This window comes from Arenimonas aestuarii, from assembly GCF_054781715.1.
Map to the genome: position 1 here is coordinate 884,421 of NZ_BAAGTW010000004.1, position 18,376 is coordinate 902,796.

Annotated in this window: 16 protein-coding genes; 10 read left to right on the forward strand and 6 right to left on the reverse strand. The window is 69.0% G+C overall.

Features of this window, described 5'->3' with window-relative positions:
* Positions 1 to 20 precede the first annotated feature (20 nt).
* Both ACYVJH_RS05060 and ACYVJH_RS05065 read left to right on the forward strand, forming a co-directional pair.
* Entirely contained in the window at positions 21 to 1,499 is a 1,479-nt protein-coding gene (locus ACYVJH_RS05060) for a SulP family inorganic anion transporter (RefSeq protein WP_460453548.1), read from the forward strand.
* A 15-nt stretch (positions 1,500 to 1,514) separates the two neighbouring features.
* Positions 1,515 to 2,399 carry a universal stress protein gene (locus tag ACYVJH_RS05065; RefSeq protein WP_460453549.1) on the forward strand — a complete coding sequence of 295 codons (885 nt, stop codon included), beginning with the start codon at positions 1,515 to 1,517 and terminating at the stop codon, positions 2,397 to 2,399.
* A 10-nt stretch (positions 2,400 to 2,409) separates the two neighbouring features.
* Here the strand turns inward: ACYVJH_RS05065 and ACYVJH_RS05070 are convergent, their stop codons facing one another.
* Positions 2,410 to 3,408 (reverse strand): aspartyl protease family protein, encoded by a 999-nt coding sequence (locus ACYVJH_RS05070; protein WP_460453550.1) that lies wholly within the window; start codon positions 3,406 to 3,408, stop codon positions 2,410 to 2,412.
* A gap of 107 nt (positions 3,409 to 3,515) precedes the next feature.
* Here ACYVJH_RS05070 and ACYVJH_RS05075 point away from each other — a divergent pair, with 107 nt between their 5' ends.
* The 3 genes from ACYVJH_RS05075 to ACYVJH_RS05085 all read left to right on the forward strand — a co-directional run bounded on the left by ACYVJH_RS05075 (position 3,516) and on the right by ACYVJH_RS05085 (position 6,712).
* Positions 3,516 to 4,178 carry a helix-turn-helix domain-containing protein gene (locus tag ACYVJH_RS05075; RefSeq protein WP_460453551.1) on the forward strand — a complete coding sequence of 221 codons (663 nt, stop codon included), beginning with the start codon at positions 3,516 to 3,518 and terminating at the stop codon, positions 4,176 to 4,178.
* A gap of 208 nt (positions 4,179 to 4,386) precedes the next feature.
* Entirely contained in the window at positions 4,387 to 5,094 is a 708-nt protein-coding gene (locus ACYVJH_RS05080) for a pirin family protein (RefSeq protein WP_460453552.1), read from the forward strand.
* 46 nt (positions 5,095 to 5,140) lie between these two features.
* The gene (locus ACYVJH_RS05085; protein WP_460453553.1) at positions 5,141 to 6,712 is read left to right on the forward strand and encodes a serine hydrolase; all 1,572 of its coding nucleotides are present in this window, start codon (positions 5,141 to 5,143) and stop codon (positions 6,710 to 6,712) included.
* On the opposite strand, the gene ACYVJH_RS05090 is transcribed toward ACYVJH_RS05085, so the two are convergent.
* Positions 6,709 to 7,749 (reverse strand): LysR family transcriptional regulator, encoded by a 1,041-nt coding sequence (locus ACYVJH_RS05090; RefSeq protein ID WP_460453554.1) that lies wholly within the window; start codon positions 7,747 to 7,749, stop codon positions 6,709 to 6,711. The two genes, ACYVJH_RS05085 and ACYVJH_RS05090, sit on opposite strands and share 4 nt — an antisense overlap.
* 245 nt (positions 7,750 to 7,994) lie before the next feature.
* On the opposite strand from ACYVJH_RS05090, the gene ACYVJH_RS05095 reads away from it, so the two are divergent.
* The 3 genes from ACYVJH_RS05095 to ACYVJH_RS05105 are packed head-to-tail and all read left to right on the forward strand — an operon-like array spanning position 7,995 to position 13,063.
* Positions 7,995 to 8,714 (forward strand): SDR family oxidoreductase, encoded by a 720-nt coding sequence (locus ACYVJH_RS05095; RefSeq protein ID WP_460453555.1) that lies wholly within the window; start codon positions 7,995 to 7,997, stop codon positions 8,712 to 8,714.
* A complete protein-coding gene (locus ACYVJH_RS05100) occupies positions 8,711 to 9,880 on the forward strand; it encodes an efflux RND transporter periplasmic adaptor subunit (protein ID WP_460453556.1) in 1,170 nt (389 codons plus the stop codon). The genes ACYVJH_RS05095 and ACYVJH_RS05100 overlap by 4 nt, the downstream gene beginning before the upstream one ends.
* Positions 9,881 to 9,892: 12 nt before the next feature.
* Complete coding sequence (locus tag ACYVJH_RS05105) at positions 9,893 to 13,063, forward strand: efflux RND transporter permease subunit (protein ID WP_460453557.1); 3,171 nt, start codon at positions 9,893 to 9,895, stop codon at positions 13,061 to 13,063.
* Positions 13,064 to 13,109: 46 nt separating this feature from the next.
* On the opposite strand, the gene ACYVJH_RS05110 is transcribed toward ACYVJH_RS05105, so the two are convergent.
* The 4 genes from ACYVJH_RS05110 to ACYVJH_RS05125 form a co-directional block, all read right to left on the reverse strand.
* Complete coding sequence (locus ACYVJH_RS05110; RefSeq protein ID WP_460453558.1) at positions 13,110 to 13,358, reverse strand: hypothetical protein; 249 nt, start codon at positions 13,356 to 13,358, stop codon at positions 13,110 to 13,112.
* A 115-nt stretch (positions 13,359 to 13,473) separates the two neighbouring features.
* On the reverse strand, positions 13,474 to 14,754 hold the full coding sequence (locus tag ACYVJH_RS05115; protein ID WP_460453559.1) for a tetratricopeptide repeat protein: 1,281 nt from the start codon (positions 14,752 to 14,754) through the stop codon (positions 13,474 to 13,476).
* 78 nt (positions 14,755 to 14,832) lie between these two features.
* Positions 14,833 to 15,540, reverse strand: a complete 708-nt coding sequence (locus tag ACYVJH_RS05120; RefSeq protein WP_460453560.1) for a DUF481 domain-containing protein — start codon at positions 15,538 to 15,540, stop codon at positions 14,833 to 14,835.
* 87 nt (positions 15,541 to 15,627) lie between these two features.
* Positions 15,628 to 17,277: an isovaleryl-CoA dehydrogenase gene (locus ACYVJH_RS05125; RefSeq protein ID WP_460453561.1), complete on the reverse strand. Its 1,650-nt coding sequence runs from the start codon at positions 17,275 to 17,277 to the stop codon at positions 15,628 to 15,630.
* Between the two features lie 70 nt (positions 17,278 to 17,347).
* On the opposite strand from ACYVJH_RS05125, the gene ACYVJH_RS05130 reads away from it, so the two are divergent.
* Both ACYVJH_RS05130 and ACYVJH_RS05135 read left to right on the forward strand, forming a co-directional pair.
* Positions 17,348 to 17,755, forward strand: a complete 408-nt coding sequence (locus ACYVJH_RS05130) for a VOC family protein (RefSeq protein ID WP_460453562.1) — start codon at positions 17,348 to 17,350, stop codon at positions 17,753 to 17,755.
* 57 nt (positions 17,756 to 17,812) lie between these two features.
* Entirely contained in the window at positions 17,813 to 18,376 is a 564-nt protein-coding gene (locus ACYVJH_RS05135) for a GNAT family N-acetyltransferase (protein ID WP_460453563.1), read from the forward strand.

Below are 18,376 nucleotides of genomic sequence, written 5' to 3' on the forward strand. Positions count from 1 at the left end.
CGTCCGATGTACCCCACTCCATGTTCAAGAACTTTCGCGACGACTGGCTGGCCAACGTCAAGGGCGACGTGCTGGCCGGCCTGGTCGTGGCCCTGGCCCTGATCCCCGAGGCCATCGCCTTTTCCATCATTGCCGGCGTCGACCCCAAGGTCGGCCTGTATGCCTCGTTCTGCATCGCGGTGGTGATTGCCTTCACCGGCGGACGGCCGGGCATGATCTCGGCCGCCACCGGCGCCATGGCGCTGGTGATGGTGGACCTGGTGGCCGACCACGGCCTGCAATACCTGCTGGCGGCCACCCTGCTCACCGGCGTGCTGCAGATCGTGGCCGGCCTGTTCAAGCTCGGCTCGCTGATGCGCTTTGTTTCGCGCTCGGTGATCACCGGCTTCGTCAATGCGCTGGCCATCCTCATCTTCATGGCCCAGTTGCCGGAGCTGATCGGTGTGTCCTGGCTGGTTTATGCCCTGGTCGCCGCCGGCCTGGTGATCATCTACGGCCTGCCCTACCTGACCCGGATCGTGCCCTCGCCGCTGGTCTGCATCGTGCTGCTGACCGGCCTGGCCATCTGGTTCGGATGGGACGTGCGCACGGTCGGCGACATGGGTGAACTGCCCGACAGCCTGCCGGTGTTCCTGTTCCCGCAGGTGCCGCTCACACTCGAAACGCTGTGGATCATCCTTCCGGTGTCGGTGACCCTGGCCATCGTCGGCCTGCTCGAATCCCTGCTCACCGCCGCGATCGTCGATGACCTGACCGACACGCCCAGCAACAAGAACCGCGAAGCCGCGGGCCAGGGCGTGGCCAACATCGCTTCGGGCCTGGTCGGCGGCATGGCCGGCTGCGCGATGATCGGCCAATCGGTGATCAACGTTAAGTCCGGCGGTCGCGGCCGGCTCTCGGCGCTGGTGGCCGGCAGCGTGCTGCTGGTGCTGGTGGTCTTCGCCGGCCCGTGGGTGAAACAGATCCCGATGGCGGCGCTGGTGGCGGTAATGGTCATGGTCTCGATCGGCACCTTCAACTGGGGCTCGATCCGCAACCTGCGCGAACACCCCACCAGTTCCAGCCTGGTGATGCTCACCACCGTCGTGGTCACCGTCGCCACGCACGACCTGGCCAAGGGCGTCGGCGCCGGCGTGCTGCTGTCGGCGCTGTTCTTCGCGCGCAAGGTCGGGCGCGTGCTGCACGTGGGTTCCACCCTTTCCGCCGACGGCGGCCGCCGCGACTACGTGGTCACCGGCCAGGTGTTCTTCGCCTCGGCCGAGCGCTTCATCGCCGGCTTCGACTTCAAGGAAGTACTCGGGCAGGTAAGCATCGACGTCAGTCGCGCGCACTTCTGGGACCTCACCGCCGTGGGCGCGCTGGACAAGGTGGTGCTCAAGTTCCGCCGCGAAGGTACCGTGGTTGAAATCATCGGCATGAACCAGGCCAGCGCCACGCTCGTGGACAAGCTCGGCGTGCACGACAAGCCCGATGCCGTCGAACGGCTGATGGACCACTAAGGGAGACGCCTGGCCATGACCGACACCCGCCCGCTCATCCACGCCGATGGCCAGGTCCTGGCCGCGCTGGACCCGTCGCTGTATGCCGATTCCGTCGCCGACCACGCTGGCTGGGCCGCGTCCCGGCTCGGGGCGCCGCTGGAACTGGTGCACGTGATCGAGCGCCGCCATGGCGCCGCCGCCGGCACCAACCTCAGCGGCAGCCTGTCGCTGGGCGCACAGGAGAACCTGCTGCAGGAGCTGGCCGACCTGGACGAACAGCGTGGGCGCGTCGACCAGGCCCGCGGCCGCCTGCTGCTCGACCAGGCGCGCGAGCGCGTGCAAAACGGCTTCGGCCTGTCGTCCCAGGCGCGCCAGCGCCAGGGTTCGCTGGTGGATGCCCTGCTCGAACTCGAAGCCGGCGTGCGCCTGTTCGTGGTCGGCAAGCGTGGCGAACACGCCGATTTCGCCAGCGGCCACCTGGGCAGCAACCTCGAACGCGTGGTGCGCGCGGTGCACCGGCCGGTGCTGGTGGCCTCGCGCGCCTTCAAGGCGCCCGCGCGTTTCCTGATCGCCTATGACGGCAGCACCACCACCCGTCGCTGCGTCGAGATGGTCTGCGCCAGCCCGCTGCTGCAGGGCCTGGCCTGCGATGTGCTGACCGCCGGCGAAGCCAGCCCCGAGGCGCAGGAGCACATGGACTGGGCGCTGGCGAAGCTACGCGAGGCTGGCTACAGCCCCGGGGCGGTGTTCCAGGCCGGCGCTGCCGACGCGGTCATCGCCGACGTCGCCCGGGACCGCGGCAGCGACCTGCTGGTGATGGGCGCCTACGGCCATTCGCGCATCCGCAACCTGATCCTGGGCAGCACCACCACCCAGGTGCTCCGCAGCTGCCTGCTGCCGGTGCTGCTTCTGCGCTGACAGTCGTCGGCTAGGGACCTGCCCGTTCGCCTGCCACCCGTGGCGAGAGGAACAGGCGCTCACCGGGAAAGTCGTAGACCACGTTGTACCGGCTCAGGAAGCGCGCCCCGATCCGGCCGTGCTGCCCGCTGTCGATGATTTCGTCGCCCAGTGAATAGCGCGCCGGTGTTTCCACAGCGGGTGCGTCGCCGAGCCCCAGGGTCACCGAACTCCCCGTCTGGTAGCGCGCCAGGCCACCAACAAAACAGGCCACGACCTCTTCGCCGCCCGCCGGCACCTCGATGTCCTCGTGGGATTGCGGAAACAGGCTCAGGTCGATGCCGGCGCCACTGTCGACATGCAGTCGCGCTTCGTAGCCCGCGCCCTCGGGGCCGTGCAGCCGCGCCTTCGCGTAGGCATGGCGGCTGCTGATCTCCAGCGGCACCACGTGGCCCTTGCCCGTGTAGCGATAGGTGTCCGGATCGTGCAGCACCACTTCGCCGCGTGCGTGGTCGATCTCCACGACATAACGATGGAAAAGCTCGTGGCCGATCACGCCCTGGAACGGCGGCTCCTTGATCGACGCGTCGCAAAGCACCGTCTCGAGCGGCACTGCCAGCGCGGTCTGCCCCAGCAGGGTCACCGGACCAAAATCGATGTCCAGGTCCCGCTGCACGGCGGCGGTGATGCCCGCCACGCCGTCGCCGCCGATCCTGCGCACCTGGCTCATGTCGAAGGGCAGCGATGTGGTCCTGGGCCCGGTGAGCACGGTGAGCATGCCGGCGCCGGTATCGAGCACGAAGTCCAGCGGCGGCGCGCCGTTTATGCGGGCCTTCACCAGCACCCAGCCTTCGTGTTCGCGGAACGGAATACGCAGGGGCAAGGGCTGATCGAGGCGGGCCTGGGTGCCCGAGTTGGCGAAGTACAGGCGAAGCATTTCGGTCTGGCTGCAGCCGGCCAGGCCCTGCAGCAGCAGGACCAGCAGGCACGCAAGAACCGTACGGCGCGCGGAGGGTTTGAGCTTGTTCATGGCGACCTCGAGGACTCGAATAAGGCCGGACCGAAGGCCGGCACTTGCCAGGGCGCGGCAAGTGCGTTGAAATTTCCTCCTTTATTTCAACACAGGCAAGCCAACCGATGGCACGGTCCCGACTCCCCCGCCCGCCCGCAAAGCGCCGCTACCAGGACGTGGCCGACCCGGCCGGGATCGGCCTGCTGGCCAGCCCGGTGCGCCAGGACATCGTCGACACCCTGGCCGCCCTGGACGGAGAGGCGGACGTGGCAACCGTCGCCGGCGAACTCGGGCGGGCGGCGGACGGGCTTTATTACCACTTCGAACGGCTGGCCGATGCGGGGCTGATCACCCGCGTCCAAACCGACGGTGACGCCCGCCGCTACCGCATCGGCACCCAGCCGGGCACGGCGCTCCGCCTGGCTTATGAACCTGGCGGTGAAAGCGCTCAAGCCGTGCAGGCCGTCGTCGCCAGGCAACTCCAGGCCGCCGGCCGCGACTTCCGCGCTGCCGTAGCCCGGGCCGGCGTGCGTACCGGCGGACCCGATCGCGAGCTATGGGCCGGCCGCAGCCGCGGCTGGCTGGACGAGGCCGGCCTGCGCGAAGCCAATGAGCTGCTGGAACGCCTTCAGGCCCTGCTGCAGGGCCCGCGCCAACCCGGCCAGGACCAGCTCTTCAGCCTGTCCTTCGTGATGGCGCCCACGCCCGGGCGGCCAAAACGCCGGGGCAAGCCGGGACCCGACGAAGCCGCGCCTCACGCCGCGGTCGCGTCCCGCCGGCCCCGATAATTTCGTGCAGCTTTCGCAACGATAGGTTGCTAATTGATGTCTTTGTTCCATCATCGCCACCAACGACAATGCCTCCCCTACCCCACCCCGGAGGCAGCATGACTTCCCTGGCAACCCTCGGCGCCCGGCTCGGCCTGGCCCTGATCTTCATCCTCGCCGGCTCGCTGGGGCCGGACAGCTGGCTGGGCGAACGCCGGGCGGGTGTCCGATGATCAGCCTGCGCCCGGCCCGCGAGCGCGGGCACGCCAACCACGGCTGGCTGGACTCCTGGCACAGCTTTTCCTTCGCCGGTTACCACGACCCCGAGCACGTGCACTGGGGTCCGCTGCGCGTGATCAACGAAGACCGCGTGGCGCCGGGCCAGGGATTCGGCACCCACGGCCACCGCGACATGGAGATCATCAGCTACGTGCTCGAAGGCGCGCTGGGCCACAAGGACTCGATGGGCCACGCCGCCAGCATCGTGCCGGGCGAGGTGCAGCGCATGAGTGCCGGCACCGGCGTCACCCACTCCGAGTACAACCACAGCGCCGCCGGTGAAACCCACTTCCTGCAGATCTGGATCATCCCGCGCACCCTGGGCGTGAAGCCCGGATACGCGCAGAAGACCTTCACCGAGGCGGACAAGCGCGGACGCCTTCGCCTGATTGTCAGCGCCGATGGCGCCGACGGTTCGGTGACCATCAACCAGGATGCGCGCTTGTACGCGGGTCTGTTCGACGGCGACGAAGCCGCGGAGCTGGCGATCGCCCCGGGCCGGCTTGCCTACGTGCACCTGGTGCGCGGCGAGCTGGAGGTCAATGGCCGGCGCCTGCAGGCCGGCGACGCGCTGAAGTTCCGCGACGAGCCGCGGGTGCAGGTGGCCGCGGGACGCGGCGCCGAAGTGCTGGTGTTCGACCTCCCGCCCCTCGACTGAGGTGCTTGGGCATAATCGGGCGGCACCCTTCCAAGGAGCCGCCCGCTTGCGCAAGACCGCCCTCGCCCTCTGCCTTATTGCCCCCGCGGCCCTGGCGGCCCCGCCCGCCCTGGACGAGGTCGTCGAACGCACGCGCGAAACCTTCGACGTACCCGGCATCGCCATTGCCATCGTCAAGGACGGCCAGGTGGTGATGGCCCGCGGCTTCGGCGAACGCGACCAGCGCACCGGCGTGGCCGTGGACGCGCAGACACGTTTCGCCATTGCGTCGCAGACCAAGGCCTTCACTTCGGCGGCGCTGTCGATCCTGGCCGACGAGGGAAAACTCGAGTTGGACGACCGGGTCATCGACCACCTGCCCGGCTTCCGCATGTCCGATCCCTACGTCACGCGCGAGATGCGCGTGCGCGACCTGCTCACGCATCGAAGCGGCCTGGCCCTGGGTGCCGGCGACCTCCTGTTCTGGCCGGCCAGCGAACATTCGACCGAAGAAATCGTGCGCCGCCTGGCCCACGTGCCGCTGGCCACCAGCTTCCGCGCCGATTACGCCTACGACAACGTGCTCTACGCGGTGGCCCAGCGCCTGATCGAAACCGTGTCCGGCCAGTCTTACGGCGACTTCGTGCGCGAACGCATCTTCATGCCCGTCGGCATGCAGGGCGCGGTGATCAACAGCGACCACCTGCCACAGGACGCCAACGTCGCCACCGGCCACGCCAAGCCGGGGTTTGTAGGCGAGCTGGTGACGGTGCCGCCCATGACCTGGTCGAACAACCAGGCGGCCGGCGGCATCTACGCCAGCGTCGACGACCTGGCGCGCTGGATGCAGCTGCAGCTCGATGGCGGCGTGCTGGGCAAGAATGAAGACGGCAGCGAACGCCGCCTGTTCAGCGCCGCCCGCCATCGCGGCATGTGGGAGCTGGTGACGCCCATCCGCATCCCCGCCGAACCGACGGTGCCTGAACTGGCGCCGGCGCTGCCGATGTTCGCCGGCTATGGCGAAGGCTGGTCGATCAGCGAATACCGCGGGCATCGCCTGGTCTGGCACACCGGCGGCTGGCCGGGCATGGTTTCGCGGGTCACCCTCGTGCCACAGCTCGACCTGGGCATCGTGGTTCTCACCAACCAGGAAGTTGGCGCCGCTTTCCAGGCGGTCACGCTGGAGGCGCTGGACCATTACCTGCAGGCCCCGGACACCGACTGGGTGGCCGCCTACGCCGCTTCCGTCGCCAAATCGCAGGGCAAAGCCGACGAAGCCTGGGCGAAACACCAGGCGGCGCGCGACCGGCGCAGCCGGCCCTCGCTGCCGCTGGAAGCGTACGCAGCGACCTATCGCGATGCCTGGTACGGCGACGTCACACTCTCCGTGGAAGGCCGCAAGCTGGTGATGCGCTTCGCGCACACGCCGGCCCTGGTCGGCACCCTCGAACACTGGCAGCACGACACCTTCCTGGTGCGCTGGCATGACCGCGCGCTCAATGCCGACGCCTTCGCCAGCTTCGCACTTGACCCGGACGGCAAGGTGCGCGAACTGCGCATGCAGGCGGCGTCTTCGCTGACCGATTTCAGCTTCGACTTCCACCACCTGCGGCTGCTGCCGCAGGCCACCGAAGACTAGGCCGCGACCGGTTTCGTCCGGGCTTTGGCCGCGGGCACCGGCGCCGGCCGGTCCTCCCGCACCACCGGCAGTTCAAGTGCCCGGCTTTCGCAGGCCTGGCCGCTGCCCTGCGGACAGGTCTTGAGCATGTAGTTGGCGTCGAAGCTCAGGCGCTCGACCAGGAAATCGACGAAGGCGCGGACTTTCGGGGACGGCACCCGGCCCCGGGTGAACACGGCATTGAAGTCCACCTGCGGCCCGGTCCAGCCCGCAAGCACGCGCACCGCACGCCCGGCTTCGACAAAGGGCTTGATGCTGACGTCGGTGGACATCAGCAGGCCTTCGCCGCAGAGCATCGCCCCCTGCAGCGGCGCCGGGTCGTTGGCGACGAAGATCGGGTTCACCAGGTACTCCTGCGTCGCCTGTTCACCCGTCGCCACCAGCGGCCAGCAATAGCGGTTGCCGTGGCGGTGCTTGGAAAACGCCAGCACGCGATGGTGCTGCAGGTCGTCCGGGTGCAGGGGTTCGCCGTGGCGCGCGATGTACTCGGGGCTGGCGTAGACCTGGGTCCGGAAGCTGTGCAGCCGGCGCGCCACCAGCGACGAATCGGGCAGGCTGCCGACGCGCAGGGCCACGTCGGTTTCGGTGGCGATCAGGTCCAGCTTCTCGTTGCCCAGGTTCATGTCGATGCGCAGCTCGGGGTGGCGCTGGTGGAATTCGCTGAGCAGCGGCGCGATCCACATCACCCCGATTGAATAGGGCGCGGTGACGCGCAGCCAGCCACGCGGCCCGCCCTGGAGCTGGCCGACGGCGCTTTCGGCTTCTTCGAGTTCGCGCGCGATGCGCACGCTGTGGTCGTGGTACACCGCGCCGGCTTCGGTCAGCCCAAGCTTGCGCGTGGTGCGATTGAGCAGCTGCGCGCCCAGACGCTCTTCAAGCTCCTGGACCTTCCGGCTCACCGTGGTCTTGGGCAAGCCGAGGGTGCGGGCGGCCGCCGTGAAACTGCCCTGCTCAACCACCTTGGCGAAGATCAGCGTGTCGTTCAGATCGCGGGCCATGCCTGTCTCCTGTGTCGGGCAATTGGCCCGCTGGCGGGACAATTATTCCCTTCTTCACGGACTTATCAAGTGCCCTCGTCGCGCCTAGATTGTTGGCCATGGATCCGGGCCCTGCCGCCAAAACCTCCCCCCAGGCAAGGTTCGGATCCCCCTATCTACCAGGCCCGGCCATGAACATTGTCCCGATTCATACAGATAATGGGCTTTACCGTCCCACCCACGGGACAATCCTCCGCCCTGCCCTGGTGCTGGACGCCACGGGCGAAGCTGGCGCGGCGATCGTGGCGGCCCTGCTGGCCAGTGGGCGGCCGGTCATCGCGGCCTCGTCCCAAGCGCAGGCCCTTGCCGATCTGCCGGCGCCGCCGCCCGGGGGCCCGGACCTGCATCGCGTGCAGGGCAATACCCACACCGAAACCGCGGGCGCCGCACTCGCCAATGCCGTTCGGCTGTTGCGCCGCCCGCTGGGCGCAGTGGTCGCGGTGCTGGGCGGCGAACTCATGCCCGGACGGTTGCTTGACCACGACCGGGACTTCCTCAGCGATGCACTCGATGGCAGCGTGTTCCCGCACCTGATCGCGGCGCGCCACCTGCTGCCCCTGCTGTCCGCAAACCCCTACGCCAGCCACTACCTGGTGGTCGGCGGACCGGCCGCGGACACGCCCTGGGCCGGTTATGGCCATGCCTCCGTGGCCTCGGCCGCGCTGCGCATGTTCAGCCGGGCGCTGCGCGAAGAAACCCTGGGCACGACCGTGCGCGTGCAGCAGCTGTCGGTCTGCGCGCCCCTGCGCACCCGCCAACGCGGCGACGCCGCCTGCCCCGACTGGCCCGAACCTTCCGAGCTGGGCCTGCAGGTGGTCGAACTGCTGGCATCGCCCGGCACCGAGCCGGTGGTCCGCTTCGACCGCCGGCAGTCACGCAGCCGGCCGTCTCCCTCCCCTGAACTGCATTCCGAGAACTCGCCATGAACGCACGCCCGATCACCCGCCTTGTCCACCTCGCCGGCTTCGCCCTCGCCGTCGCCATCACCGCCGCCTGCGGCAGCCAGGCCCAGGAACACGGCGCCATCGCACCGGCCCAGGTGTCCGTGGCACCGGTTGAGTCGCGCAGCATCACGCCCTGGGACGAGTTCACCGGCCGGGTGGCCGCCATCGAAACCGTGCAGCTGCGGCCGCGGGTTTCGGGCTACGTCGAAAGCGTCGAGTTCACCGAGGGCCAGGAAGTGAAGAAGGGCCAGGTGCTGTTCGTGCTCGACGACCGCAGCTACCGCGCCGCGCTCGACCGCGCCGAAGCCGAGCTCAGCCGCGCCCGCAGCCATGCCGCGCTGGCCGACAGCGAACTCAGGCGCGCGCGCCAGCTGGCCGCCGAACAGCTGATCTCGGCGGAACTTCTGGAACAGCGCCGCGCCGCCACCGCCCAGGCCGCATCGGATGTTCGTTCGGCGCAGGCGCAGGTGACCCAGGCCCGGCTGGACCTGGACTTCACCCGCGTCCGTGCGCCGATCGACGGCATGGCGGGCCGCGCCCTGGTGACCACCGGCAACCTGGCCGCGCCCGACAGCACCGTGCTCACGACGCTGGTGTCGCTCGATCCGGTGCACGTGTATTTCGAAAGCGACGAACAGACCTACCTGCGCCATGCCCGCAATGGCAGCAACGTGCGCGGCGCCCGCAACCCGGTGCACGTGGGGCTGGCCGGCGAGTCCGGCCACCCGCATGAAGGCGAACTCGACTTCATCGACAACCAGGTTGATGCCCGCACCGGCACCATCCGTGCCCGCGCCGTGCTGCCCAATCCCGACCGCACGTTGACGCCGGGCCTCTACGCCCGGGTGCAGCTGGTGGCCAATGCCCCAGAACCGGCGCTGCTGGTCGACGACAAGGCCGTGCTGACCGACCAGGACCGCAAGTACGTCTACGTGGTCGGCGAAAACAATACCGCCGAACGCCGGGACGTGAGCCTGGGCCGGCTGGTCGACGGACTGCGCGTGGTCGAACAGGGCCTGTCGGAAGGTGACCAGGTGGTGGTCGGCGGCGTGCAGCGCATTTTCTTCCCGGGCATGCCCCTCGATCCCAAGCCGGCCGGCGAGCCGGCCAGCCTCGCGACCGCCGCCGCGGTCGCCAGCGCACACTGACCCGGAGCTTCCATGGACTTTTCCCGCTTCTTCATCGACCGGCCTATTTTCGCGGCGGTGCTGTCGATCATCATCTTCGCCGCCGGCCTGGTCGCCCTGCCCGCCCTGCCGATCGGCGAATACCCCGAAGTGGTGCCGCCGTCGGTGGTCGTGCGCACGGTTTATCCCGGCGCCAACCCGAAGGTGATCGCCGAGACGGTGGCCACGCCGCTCGAGGAGGCGATCAACGGCGTCGAGGACATGATGTACCTCAAGTCGGTCGCCGGCTCCGACGGCGTGCTGCAGCTCACCGTCACCTTCCGACCGGGCGTGGATCCCGACGAAGCCGCCGTGCGCGTGCAGAACCGGGTCAGCCAGGCGCTGGCGCGCCTGCCCGAGGACGTGCGCCGCCAGGGCGTGACCACCCAGAAGCAGTCGCCGGTGTTCCTGATGGTGGTGCACCTGGTGTCCACCGACGGCAAGTACGATTCCCTGTACCTGCGCAACTTCATGCGCCTGCACGTCAAGGACGAGCTGGCGCGCATTCCCGGCGTCGGCGACGCCCAGGCCTTCGGCGGCGGCGACTACGCCATGCGCCTGTGGCTGGACCCGGAGAAGATCGCCGCGCGCGGCCTGACCGCCGGTGACGTACTGCGCGCCGTGCGCGAGCAGAACGTGCAGGTGTCCGCCGGCCAGCTGGGCGCCGAACCCATGGCCAATGGCAGCGACTTCCTGCTGCCGATCCACGCCCGCGGGCGCCTGGAGACCCCGGAAGAATTCGGCGCCATCGTGCTTGAGGCGGGGGCCAGCGGCGAGATCGTGCAACTGGCCGACGTCGCCCGCATCGAACTGGCGGCCGGCGATTACACCCTGCGCTCGCGCCTGAACGGCATGAACGCCTCGGCGATCGGCATCTTCCAGGCGCCGGGCGCGAACGCCCTGGATATCCGCGATGCCGTGGTCGCCAAGATGCAGGAAATCTCGCCACGCCTGCCGCCGGGCGTCGAGATCAAGTCGGTCTACGACACCACCGTGTTCGTCCGCGACTCGATCAAGGCGGTGGTCACCACCCTGCTCGAGGCCACCTTGCTGGTGGTGCTGGTGGTCATCCTGTTCCTGCAGACCTGGCGCGCCTCGATCATCCCGCTGATCGCGGTGCCGGTGTCGGTGGTCGGCACCTTCGCCGTGCTGCACCTGCTGGGCTTCTCGATAAACACGCTGACCCTGTTCGGCCTGGTGCTGGCGATCGGCATCGTCGTGGACGACGCGATCGTCGTCGTGGAAAACGTCGAACGCAACATCGCCGAAGGCCTGGCGCCGCTGGCCGCCGCCCACCAGGCCATGCGCGAAGTGTCCGGGCCGATCATCGCCATCGCCCTGGTGCTGTGCGCCGTATTCGTGCCGATGGCCTTCCTGGATGGCGTCACCGGCCAGTTCTACAAGCAGTTCGCGGTCACGATTGCCATCTCGACGGTGATCTCGGCGATCAACTCGCTGACCCTGTCGCCGGCGCTGGCGGCGCGGTTGCTCAAGCCGCATGGCGCGGCGCCCGACGCACCGACCCGGCTCATCGATCGCCTGTTCGGCTGGATCTTCCGCCCCTTCAACCGCTTCTTCGGACGCAGCTCGGAGGCCTACGGCCGTTCGGTGTCGCGCATCCTCGGCCGGCGTGGCGCGGTGTTCGCGGTTTACGCCGCGCTGCTGGCGGCCACGGTGGCGATCTCGTCGGCCGTGCCGGGTGGCTTCATCCCGGTACAGGACAAGCTGTACCTGATCGCCGGCGTGAAGCTGCCCGAAGGCGCGTCCATCGAACGCACCGACCGGGCGCTGGCCAAGCTGGCCGACATGGCCCTGCAGATTGAGGGCGTCGAAAGCGAAGTGGCCTTCCCCGGCCTCAACCCGCTGCAGTTCACCAACACCCCCAACAGCGGCGTGGCCTTCTTCTCGCTGACCCCCGCCAACGAGCGTTCGCTGAGCGCCGCGGAGATCACCGCCCAGCTCAACCAGCAAATCGCCGGCATCGAAGAGGGCTTTGCCTTCGCGCTGATGCCGCCGCCGATCCAGGGACTGGGCAATGGTTCGGGCTATTCGCTGTTCATCGAGGATCGCGCCGGTCTCGGTTACGGCGCCTTGCAGGACGCCGTCTCGGCGTTCCAGGGCGTGGCCTCGCAGTCACCGGGCATGGGCTTTCCGATCACCAGCTACCAGGCCAACGTGCCCCAGCTCGAAGCCGAGGTCGACCGGGTGAAGGCGAAGGCGCAGGGCGTGCCGCTGACCGAGGTCTTCGACACGCTGCAGACCTACCTGGGTTCGGCCTACGTCAATGACTTCAACCTGTTCGGCCGGACCTGGCAGGTGATCGCCCAGGCCGACGGCCCCTTCCGCGACGACGTCGAGGACATCGCCAGGCTGCGCACGCGCAATGATCGCGGCGAAATGGTGCCGATCGGCAGCGTGGTGAACATCCGGCGCACCTTCGGTCCCGACCCGGTGATCCGTTTCAACGGCTATCCGGCCGCCGACATCCTGGGCGAAGCCGACCCGCGCCTGTTGTCCTCGGCCCAGGCCATGGCCGAGGTCGAAAAGATCGCGGCGCAGGCCCTGCCCCCGGGCATGGCCTTCGAATGGAGCGACCTGAGTTACCAGCAGGCGACCCAGGGCGACGCGGTGCTGGTCGTGTTCCCGCTGGCGGTGCTGCTGGCCTTCCTGGTGCTGGCGGCCCTGTACGAAAGCTGGACCCTGCCGCTGGCCGTGATCCTGATCGTGCCGATGACCTTGCTCTCGGCCCTGGCCGGCGTCTGGCTGACCGGCGGCGACAACAATGTCTTCGTCCAGGTCGGCCTGGTGGTGCTGATGGGGCTGGCCTGCAAGAACGCCATCCTGATCGTCGAATTCGCCCGCGAGCTCGAGCTGCAGGGCCGCGGCATCGTCGAGGCGGCGCTGGAAGCCTGCCGCCTGCGCCTGCGGCCGATCGTGATGACCTCGATCGCCTTCATCGCCGGCACGGTGCCGCTGGTGTTCGCCTCGGGGGCCGGTGCCGAAGTGAGGTCGGCCACGGGCATCACGGTGTTTGCCGGCATGCTCGGCGTGACCCTGTTCGGACTGCTGCTGACGCCGGTGTTCTACGTGGCGCTGCGCAAGCTGGTGACACGCCGGGAAGCGAAGCCGGCGACCGACGCGGTGGCCGCGACGATCGCTGGCTGAGCTGGCTGAGCTGGCCGGCCGGTCAGGCCGGCCGGTCCTTGCGACTTCAGCCAACCCGCACGAGGCGGTGGCTGGAGTCGCTGGCGTAGCTGCGGTCCTGCGCATAGCCGCTGCTGCGGCCATAGCCGGTGCCAAAGTCCCGGCGGCGGTAGCGGTCGGGGCGCAAGGCCTCGGCCAGCTCGATCGCCACCGGGGTGGCGCTCGGCAGCAGCTTGGCGGCGGACGCCCGGGTCACCGGCACGGACGCGACCGGGCGGGTCGGGAACAGGCGGTAGAAGGTGTTCAGGGCATTCATGGCCAGGGCCTCGTGAGTTGGTGTGCTGGTAATCTACAACACCTAATCGCACCCGCCATGGGCCGGAAGTCATGTTCCCTAACTTATTGAATTTCCCTGACTTGCAACCGGTCTGTCAGCCTGCCGTGCGACCCGCCGAAGCCGCCAGCACCTGTTCCAGGGCCCTCAACTGGGCCCGGGCCGGCTCAGCCAAGGGATGCTCGGGATGGGTTCGCAACAGTGCCCTGAGCCGGTCGCAGGCCTCCTCGTCACGGCCCAGGCGATCACTAAGCAGGCTTGCGGCGGTCACCACCACCTGCGGCAGGTCCGGGCTGTCGGGAAACCGCGTCTCGAAATCCCGGGCCAGGGCCACGGCGCGCTGCGCCTGCCCCAGGCGCGCCGCCAGCGCCACCAGTCGTGCGACATGCTCGGGCAGGGCCAGGGTGAAACCCGGCACGCGATCGGCGGTGTCGGCGTAGACCGCCAGTGCCCGCTTGTCCTTGCCGGTGACCACCAGGCTTGAAATGTATTCGCCGTCGTGCGCGGCCAGGCGCTCGAGGTCGCCTTCGGCGATCAGCAGTTCCCGGTAGCGTTCATGCACCGGATCGGAAGCACCACGTCCGCGGAACAGGCCGGCCAGCAGCTCCGCCGCGGCCGCGTTGCTGCCCTGCGCGGCCAGCTCCCCGGCGCGGGCCATGGTTTCATCCTCGATCGGATTGCCATAGGTGGCACGCGCCACTGCCGGCGTGATGTCCAGGCCCAGGACCTGGTGGTTGCGATACAGCACGTCGCCCAGCACGTGGTAGCTGGCCACCAGCGCATACAGCGCGATGAAGCTGCCGGGCACCTGGCCGGGCCCGCCCAACGCAGCCTGGAGGCCCCACTGCAACACCTCGGACAGCAGGCCGAGGATCGAGAACACCAGCACCACGCCGAAATAGGCGCCGCCAAGGCGGCTGATCAGTTCGAACCAGGCCAGCGGATTCAGGGCATTGAGGTAGTGGTGGTTGACCGCCAGCAGCATCACCGCCGCGGGCATGAACAGGAACACGACCAGCAGTGCCCCCGCCGTCGGCAGCAGGCCCAGGAAAACCGCAACCAGCGTGACCCCCAGCCCGACCAGCACGCCGAGCACCATCTGTTCGATGGCGTCGCCGTCGGTGGCCAGCATGTCCTCGCCGTGCAGGGGCTCGTAGCGTCCATGGGCCGTGTTGGTCAGCGCCTCGACCGCCATCTTGAAGCCCATGATCCAGAACGCCAGTTCGAACAGCAGGCCCATGATGTTGGGCAGGTTCGACAGCAGGCGGAAAAGCGCCAGGCCAACGAACATCACCAGCATGCCCTTGGTCGCCGGATAGGCAAGCATGCCGGGCAGCCGCTCGATGAAGGAACCTGCCGCCGGGGACTTGTCGGCCATCTGCCTGCCTTGCTCGGGAAAGAAGATACCGAGGCTAGGCCGCGAGCCGGCCGGGGGTCAATCCGGCCGGCACGGCCGCTAGTCCGCGGCCGGCGACCAGACGATGTTCACCGAGCTGAGCGTGTCGGTGCGCTCGGTGCCCACCGGCACGTCGGTGTTGTGGCGGGCCTGGAACGCGACCTTCAGCGCCAGCGTCTTGTTGATGCTGACCGCGATGCCGATGTCGTTTTGCGCGAAGGTGTTGTCACTGGTCGCTTCCACCAGGGTCGTATTGAAGAACTTCGTGCTGTCGGTGATCTGGTGCTGGTAGTCGGCAAAGCCGCGCAGCAGCGCGCCCGACTCCACGTCGCCGGTGTCGGCGCGTTCGGCCCGCCGGATACCGGGGCCGCCTTCGATCTTGAAGCTCTGGCCTTCCTCCCGCAGCAGCCAGCCGCCGTAGTTCAGGGCCAGCGTCGCCTGGTAGGCGTAAGGGGAAAAGTCGTCGTTCTCGTAGCGGCCGGCGGCGCCGAGGTAGCTTCGCTCGGTGAGCATGCGATCGGACTTGGCGCCCAGCTCGTAGCGATTGGCGGTCAGCTCGCCGTCGCTTTCCGAACGCAGCGCAGCCAGGTAGTAGTCGTGCAGCCAGAGGTCTTCCTCGGCCTTGAGCCCGAAACGGCCGTTGATGCTGGTGGTCTCGGAATTGCCGGTGGTGTTGACGATGCCTAACTCGGCGTTTGGCTGCCAGGTCGCGGCGGACGCCGCGGCGGGGCTGGCCAGGCAGGCCAGCACGAGGAGGGTTCGGTTCATGGGCGCTTGCGCCTTCTCTGGGGGAGTCGGCCGCCTATTTAAACCGCGCCGACATGAACATGCTGCAAAGACGCTGCGGCGTCGCGCTCAGGGCAAGGCGCGCGACAGCAGTTCCTGCCAGCCGTCCTGGCGCGGCAGGCTGCCAAAGACATGGCCCCCGCCGGCCCCGAGGCGCGCGGCACAAAAAGCCAGTGCCACCGGTTCAGGCGCGCCGCGCAGCAGCACGCTGGCCTGCAGCGCCACCGCCATGCGTCCGGCCAGCTCGCGTGCCCGCGGCAGCAGTTCGTCGGCGGATTGTCGCAGCATCAATTCAAGCGCACCGGCTTCTGCGTCCAGGGCCGCGCTGGCGCCCCGGGCCGCGGCGAGCTCGGCGAAAAAAGCCTGCGCGCAGGCCGGCTCGCGGCCCAGCGCACGCAAAACGTCCAGACACTGGATGTTGCCGCTGCCTTCCCAGATCGAATTCAGTGGCGCCTGCCGGTACAGGCGCGGCATGCCGGTTTCCTCGACATAGCCGACGCCACCGAGGCACTCGATGGCCTCGGCCAGGAAGGCCGGCGTGCGCTTGCACACCCAGTACTTGCCAAGGGCGGTGGTCAGCCGGGCCAGGGCGGCTTCGGACGGATCGCGACCACTGGCATCGACGGCGCGTGCCACCCGGAAGGCGAGCGCCGTGGCGGCCTCGGATTCCATCGCCAGGTCGGCCAGCACGTTGCGCATCAAGCCGTGCTCGACCAGGCGCGCACCAAACGTCCGGCGATGGCGTGCGAAATGCAGCGCCCGCGCCAGCCCCTGGCGCATCAGGCTGGCCGAGCCGAGCAGGCAGTCGAGCCGCGTCAGCGCCACCATCTGCAGGATGGTCGCCACGCCGCGGCCCTCCTCGCCGACCCGCCAGGCCAGCGCGCCCTGGAACTCGACTTCGGCGCTGGCATTGCTCCAGTCGCCGAGCTTGTCCTTCAGGCGCTGCAGCTGCACCGCGTTGCGGCTGCCGTCGGGCGCGAAACGCGGCAGCAGGAAACAGCTCAGGCCGCCGGGGGCCTGCGCCAGCACCAGGAAGGCGTCGCACATGGGCGCGGAAAAGAACCACTTGTGGCCGACCAGGCTGTAAAGGTCCGCGTTGCCGGGCAGCGGCGTCGCCCGGGTCGTGTTCGCGCGCACGTCCGATCCGCCCTGCTTTTCGGTCATGCCCATGCCCAGGGTGACGCCCTGCTTTTCCCAGCCTGGACGATGCGCGGGGTCGTAGCTGCCCGCGCGGATGCGTGGCAGCCACGTGTCGGCCAGCGCGGGGGAATGGGCCAGGGCCGGCACGCTCGCGTAGGTCATGGTCAGGGGACAGCTGCTGCCCTGGTCGGCCTGGTTGTGCAGGAACATCAGCGCCGCGCGCGCGACGTGGGCGCCGGCACGGTCGGCATGGCGCCAGGCGAAGCCGGGCACGCCGTGTTCGACGGCCGTTTGCATCAACTGGTGGTAGGCCGGATGGAACTCGACCTGGTCGATGCGCTCGCCGCGGGCATCGAAAGGCATCAACCGCGGCCGGTTCTCATTGGCCAGCCGGCCCAGCTCCTGCAGTTCGCCGCCGGCCAATGCACCGTAGGCCGCGAGCCCATCGCCGGCCCAGCCGCCACCTTCGCGCGCGACGGCTTCGCGCAGGGCGACGTCGTCCTGCCACAGGTCGCTGGGCGCGAGCGGCGGCGGCTGGTTCTCCACCACATGGGTGCGGAAACGTTCGCGGGGGTCCATGCGCCACCTCCTGGTCCCGGCCATTGTGCCTGCGCGTATGATCGGGGGCACCTGACCCGGGGAGCCCGCGATGAAGCCTCAGCTCAAGCGCATCACCGCCGTCCTGCCAGTCGAGACCATCGAACCCTGCCTGCCCTTCTGGGAGGCCGTGGGCATGGTTCGCACGGTGGAAGTTCCGCACGGCGACCGGCTGGGATTCGTCATCCTGGCCGGGCACGGCCTGGAAGTGATGCTGCAAACCTACGACTCCATCGCCGACGACGTGCCGGCGCAGGCCGAGGAGGCACGGGCGGCGCGGGCCTACCTGTTCGTCGAGGTCGCCGACATCAATGCCATAGAGCGTGCGCTGGCGGGATTCACCGTCCTGCTGCCGCGCCGGACCACCTTCTACGGCGCCACCGAGGTGGGCTATCGCGAACCCGGCGGCCACGCAGTCACCTTCGCGCAGTTCGGCGGCGGCGACCCGGACCCGGCGTGAACGGCAGGCGCGGCGTTTAGAGCAAGCCTGCAACACGAGGCGGGGACACTTGGCACCGTGGAAAAGAAGCGCCGCCGGAAGAAGTCCGCCGCCGCGCCCGACCCCGGGCGCTGTGAAGCCGTGCGCCTGCCCGATGGCCGTGAACTGTGGCTGCGACCGGTGCATCCGTTTGATGCCGGACCGATCGCCGGCGCCTTCGACCTGCTGAGCGAAGATGAAGTACGCCGGCGCTACCTGCATCCGGTGAAGGCCCTCGCGCCGGTTTACCTGGCCCAGCTGGTGGGGCCTGACCCCGACCGGTCCTACGTGGTGGTGGCCGCCGAACCGCTGCCGCCCGGCGAGGCCCTGGTCGGTGCCGTCGCCCGCGTCGACCTCGACCCGGGCACCGACAGCGCCGAGTTCGCCATCCTGGTCTCGCGCTTCGTGGCCGGCCAGGGCCTGGGCAAGCTGCTGATGAAGCGCGTGGTCGAATGGGCCCAGGCCCGCGGCCTCAAACGGCTCTGGGGCGACGTGCTCGAGGACAATGCCGCGATGCTGGCGCTGGCCCAGGCGGTGGGTTTCCGCCGTGAACACATCCCGGGTTCGGGTGGCCAGGTCCGCGTCACGCTCGACCTCCGGTAA

What these genes read in the sequence shown, in the direction of transcription:
- ACYVJH_RS05065 (WP_460453549.1), top strand. Translation starts at nt 1,515, where the DNA reads ATGACCGACACCCGCCCGCTCATCCACGCCGATGGCCAGGTCCTGGCC.
- ACYVJH_RS05060 (WP_460453548.1), top strand. Translation starts at nt 21, where the DNA reads ATGTTCAAGAACTTTCGCGACGACTGGCTGGCCAACGTCAAGGGCGAC.
- ACYVJH_RS05090 (WP_460453554.1), bottom strand. Translation starts at nt 7,749, where the DNA reads ATGGCCCGCGATCTGAACGACACGCTGATCTTCGCCAAGGTGGTTGAG.
- ACYVJH_RS05115 (WP_460453559.1), bottom strand. Translation starts at nt 14,754, where the DNA reads ATGGCCGACAAGTCCCCGGCGGCAGGTTCCTTCATCGAGCGGCTGCCC.
- ACYVJH_RS05120 (WP_460453560.1), bottom strand. Translation starts at nt 15,540, where the DNA reads ATGAACCGAACCCTCCTCGTGCTGGCCTGCCTGGCCAGCCCCGCCGCG.
- ACYVJH_RS05080 (WP_460453552.1), top strand. Translation starts at nt 4,387, where the DNA reads ATGATCAGCCTGCGCCCGGCCCGCGAGCGCGGGCACGCCAACCACGGC.
- ACYVJH_RS05125 (WP_460453561.1), bottom strand. Translation starts at nt 17,277, where the DNA reads ATGGACCCCCGCGAACGTTTCCGCACCCATGTGGTGGAGAACCAGCCG.
- ACYVJH_RS05100 (WP_460453556.1), top strand. Translation starts at nt 8,711, where the DNA reads ATGAACGCACGCCCGATCACCCGCCTTGTCCACCTCGCCGGCTTCGCC.
- ACYVJH_RS05110 (WP_460453558.1), bottom strand. Translation starts at nt 13,358, where the DNA reads ATGAATGCCCTGAACACCTTCTACCGCCTGTTCCCGACCCGCCCGGTC.
- ACYVJH_RS05130 (WP_460453562.1), top strand. Translation starts at nt 17,348, where the DNA reads ATGAAGCCTCAGCTCAAGCGCATCACCGCCGTCCTGCCAGTCGAGACC.
- ACYVJH_RS05105 (WP_460453557.1), top strand. Translation starts at nt 9,893, where the DNA reads ATGGACTTTTCCCGCTTCTTCATCGACCGGCCTATTTTCGCGGCGGTG.
- ACYVJH_RS05070 (WP_460453550.1), bottom strand. Translation starts at nt 3,408, where the DNA reads ATGAACAAGCTCAAACCCTCCGCGCGCCGTACGGTTCTTGCGTGCCTG.
- ACYVJH_RS05075 (WP_460453551.1), top strand. Translation starts at nt 3,516, where the DNA reads ATGGCACGGTCCCGACTCCCCCGCCCGCCCGCAAAGCGCCGCTACCAG.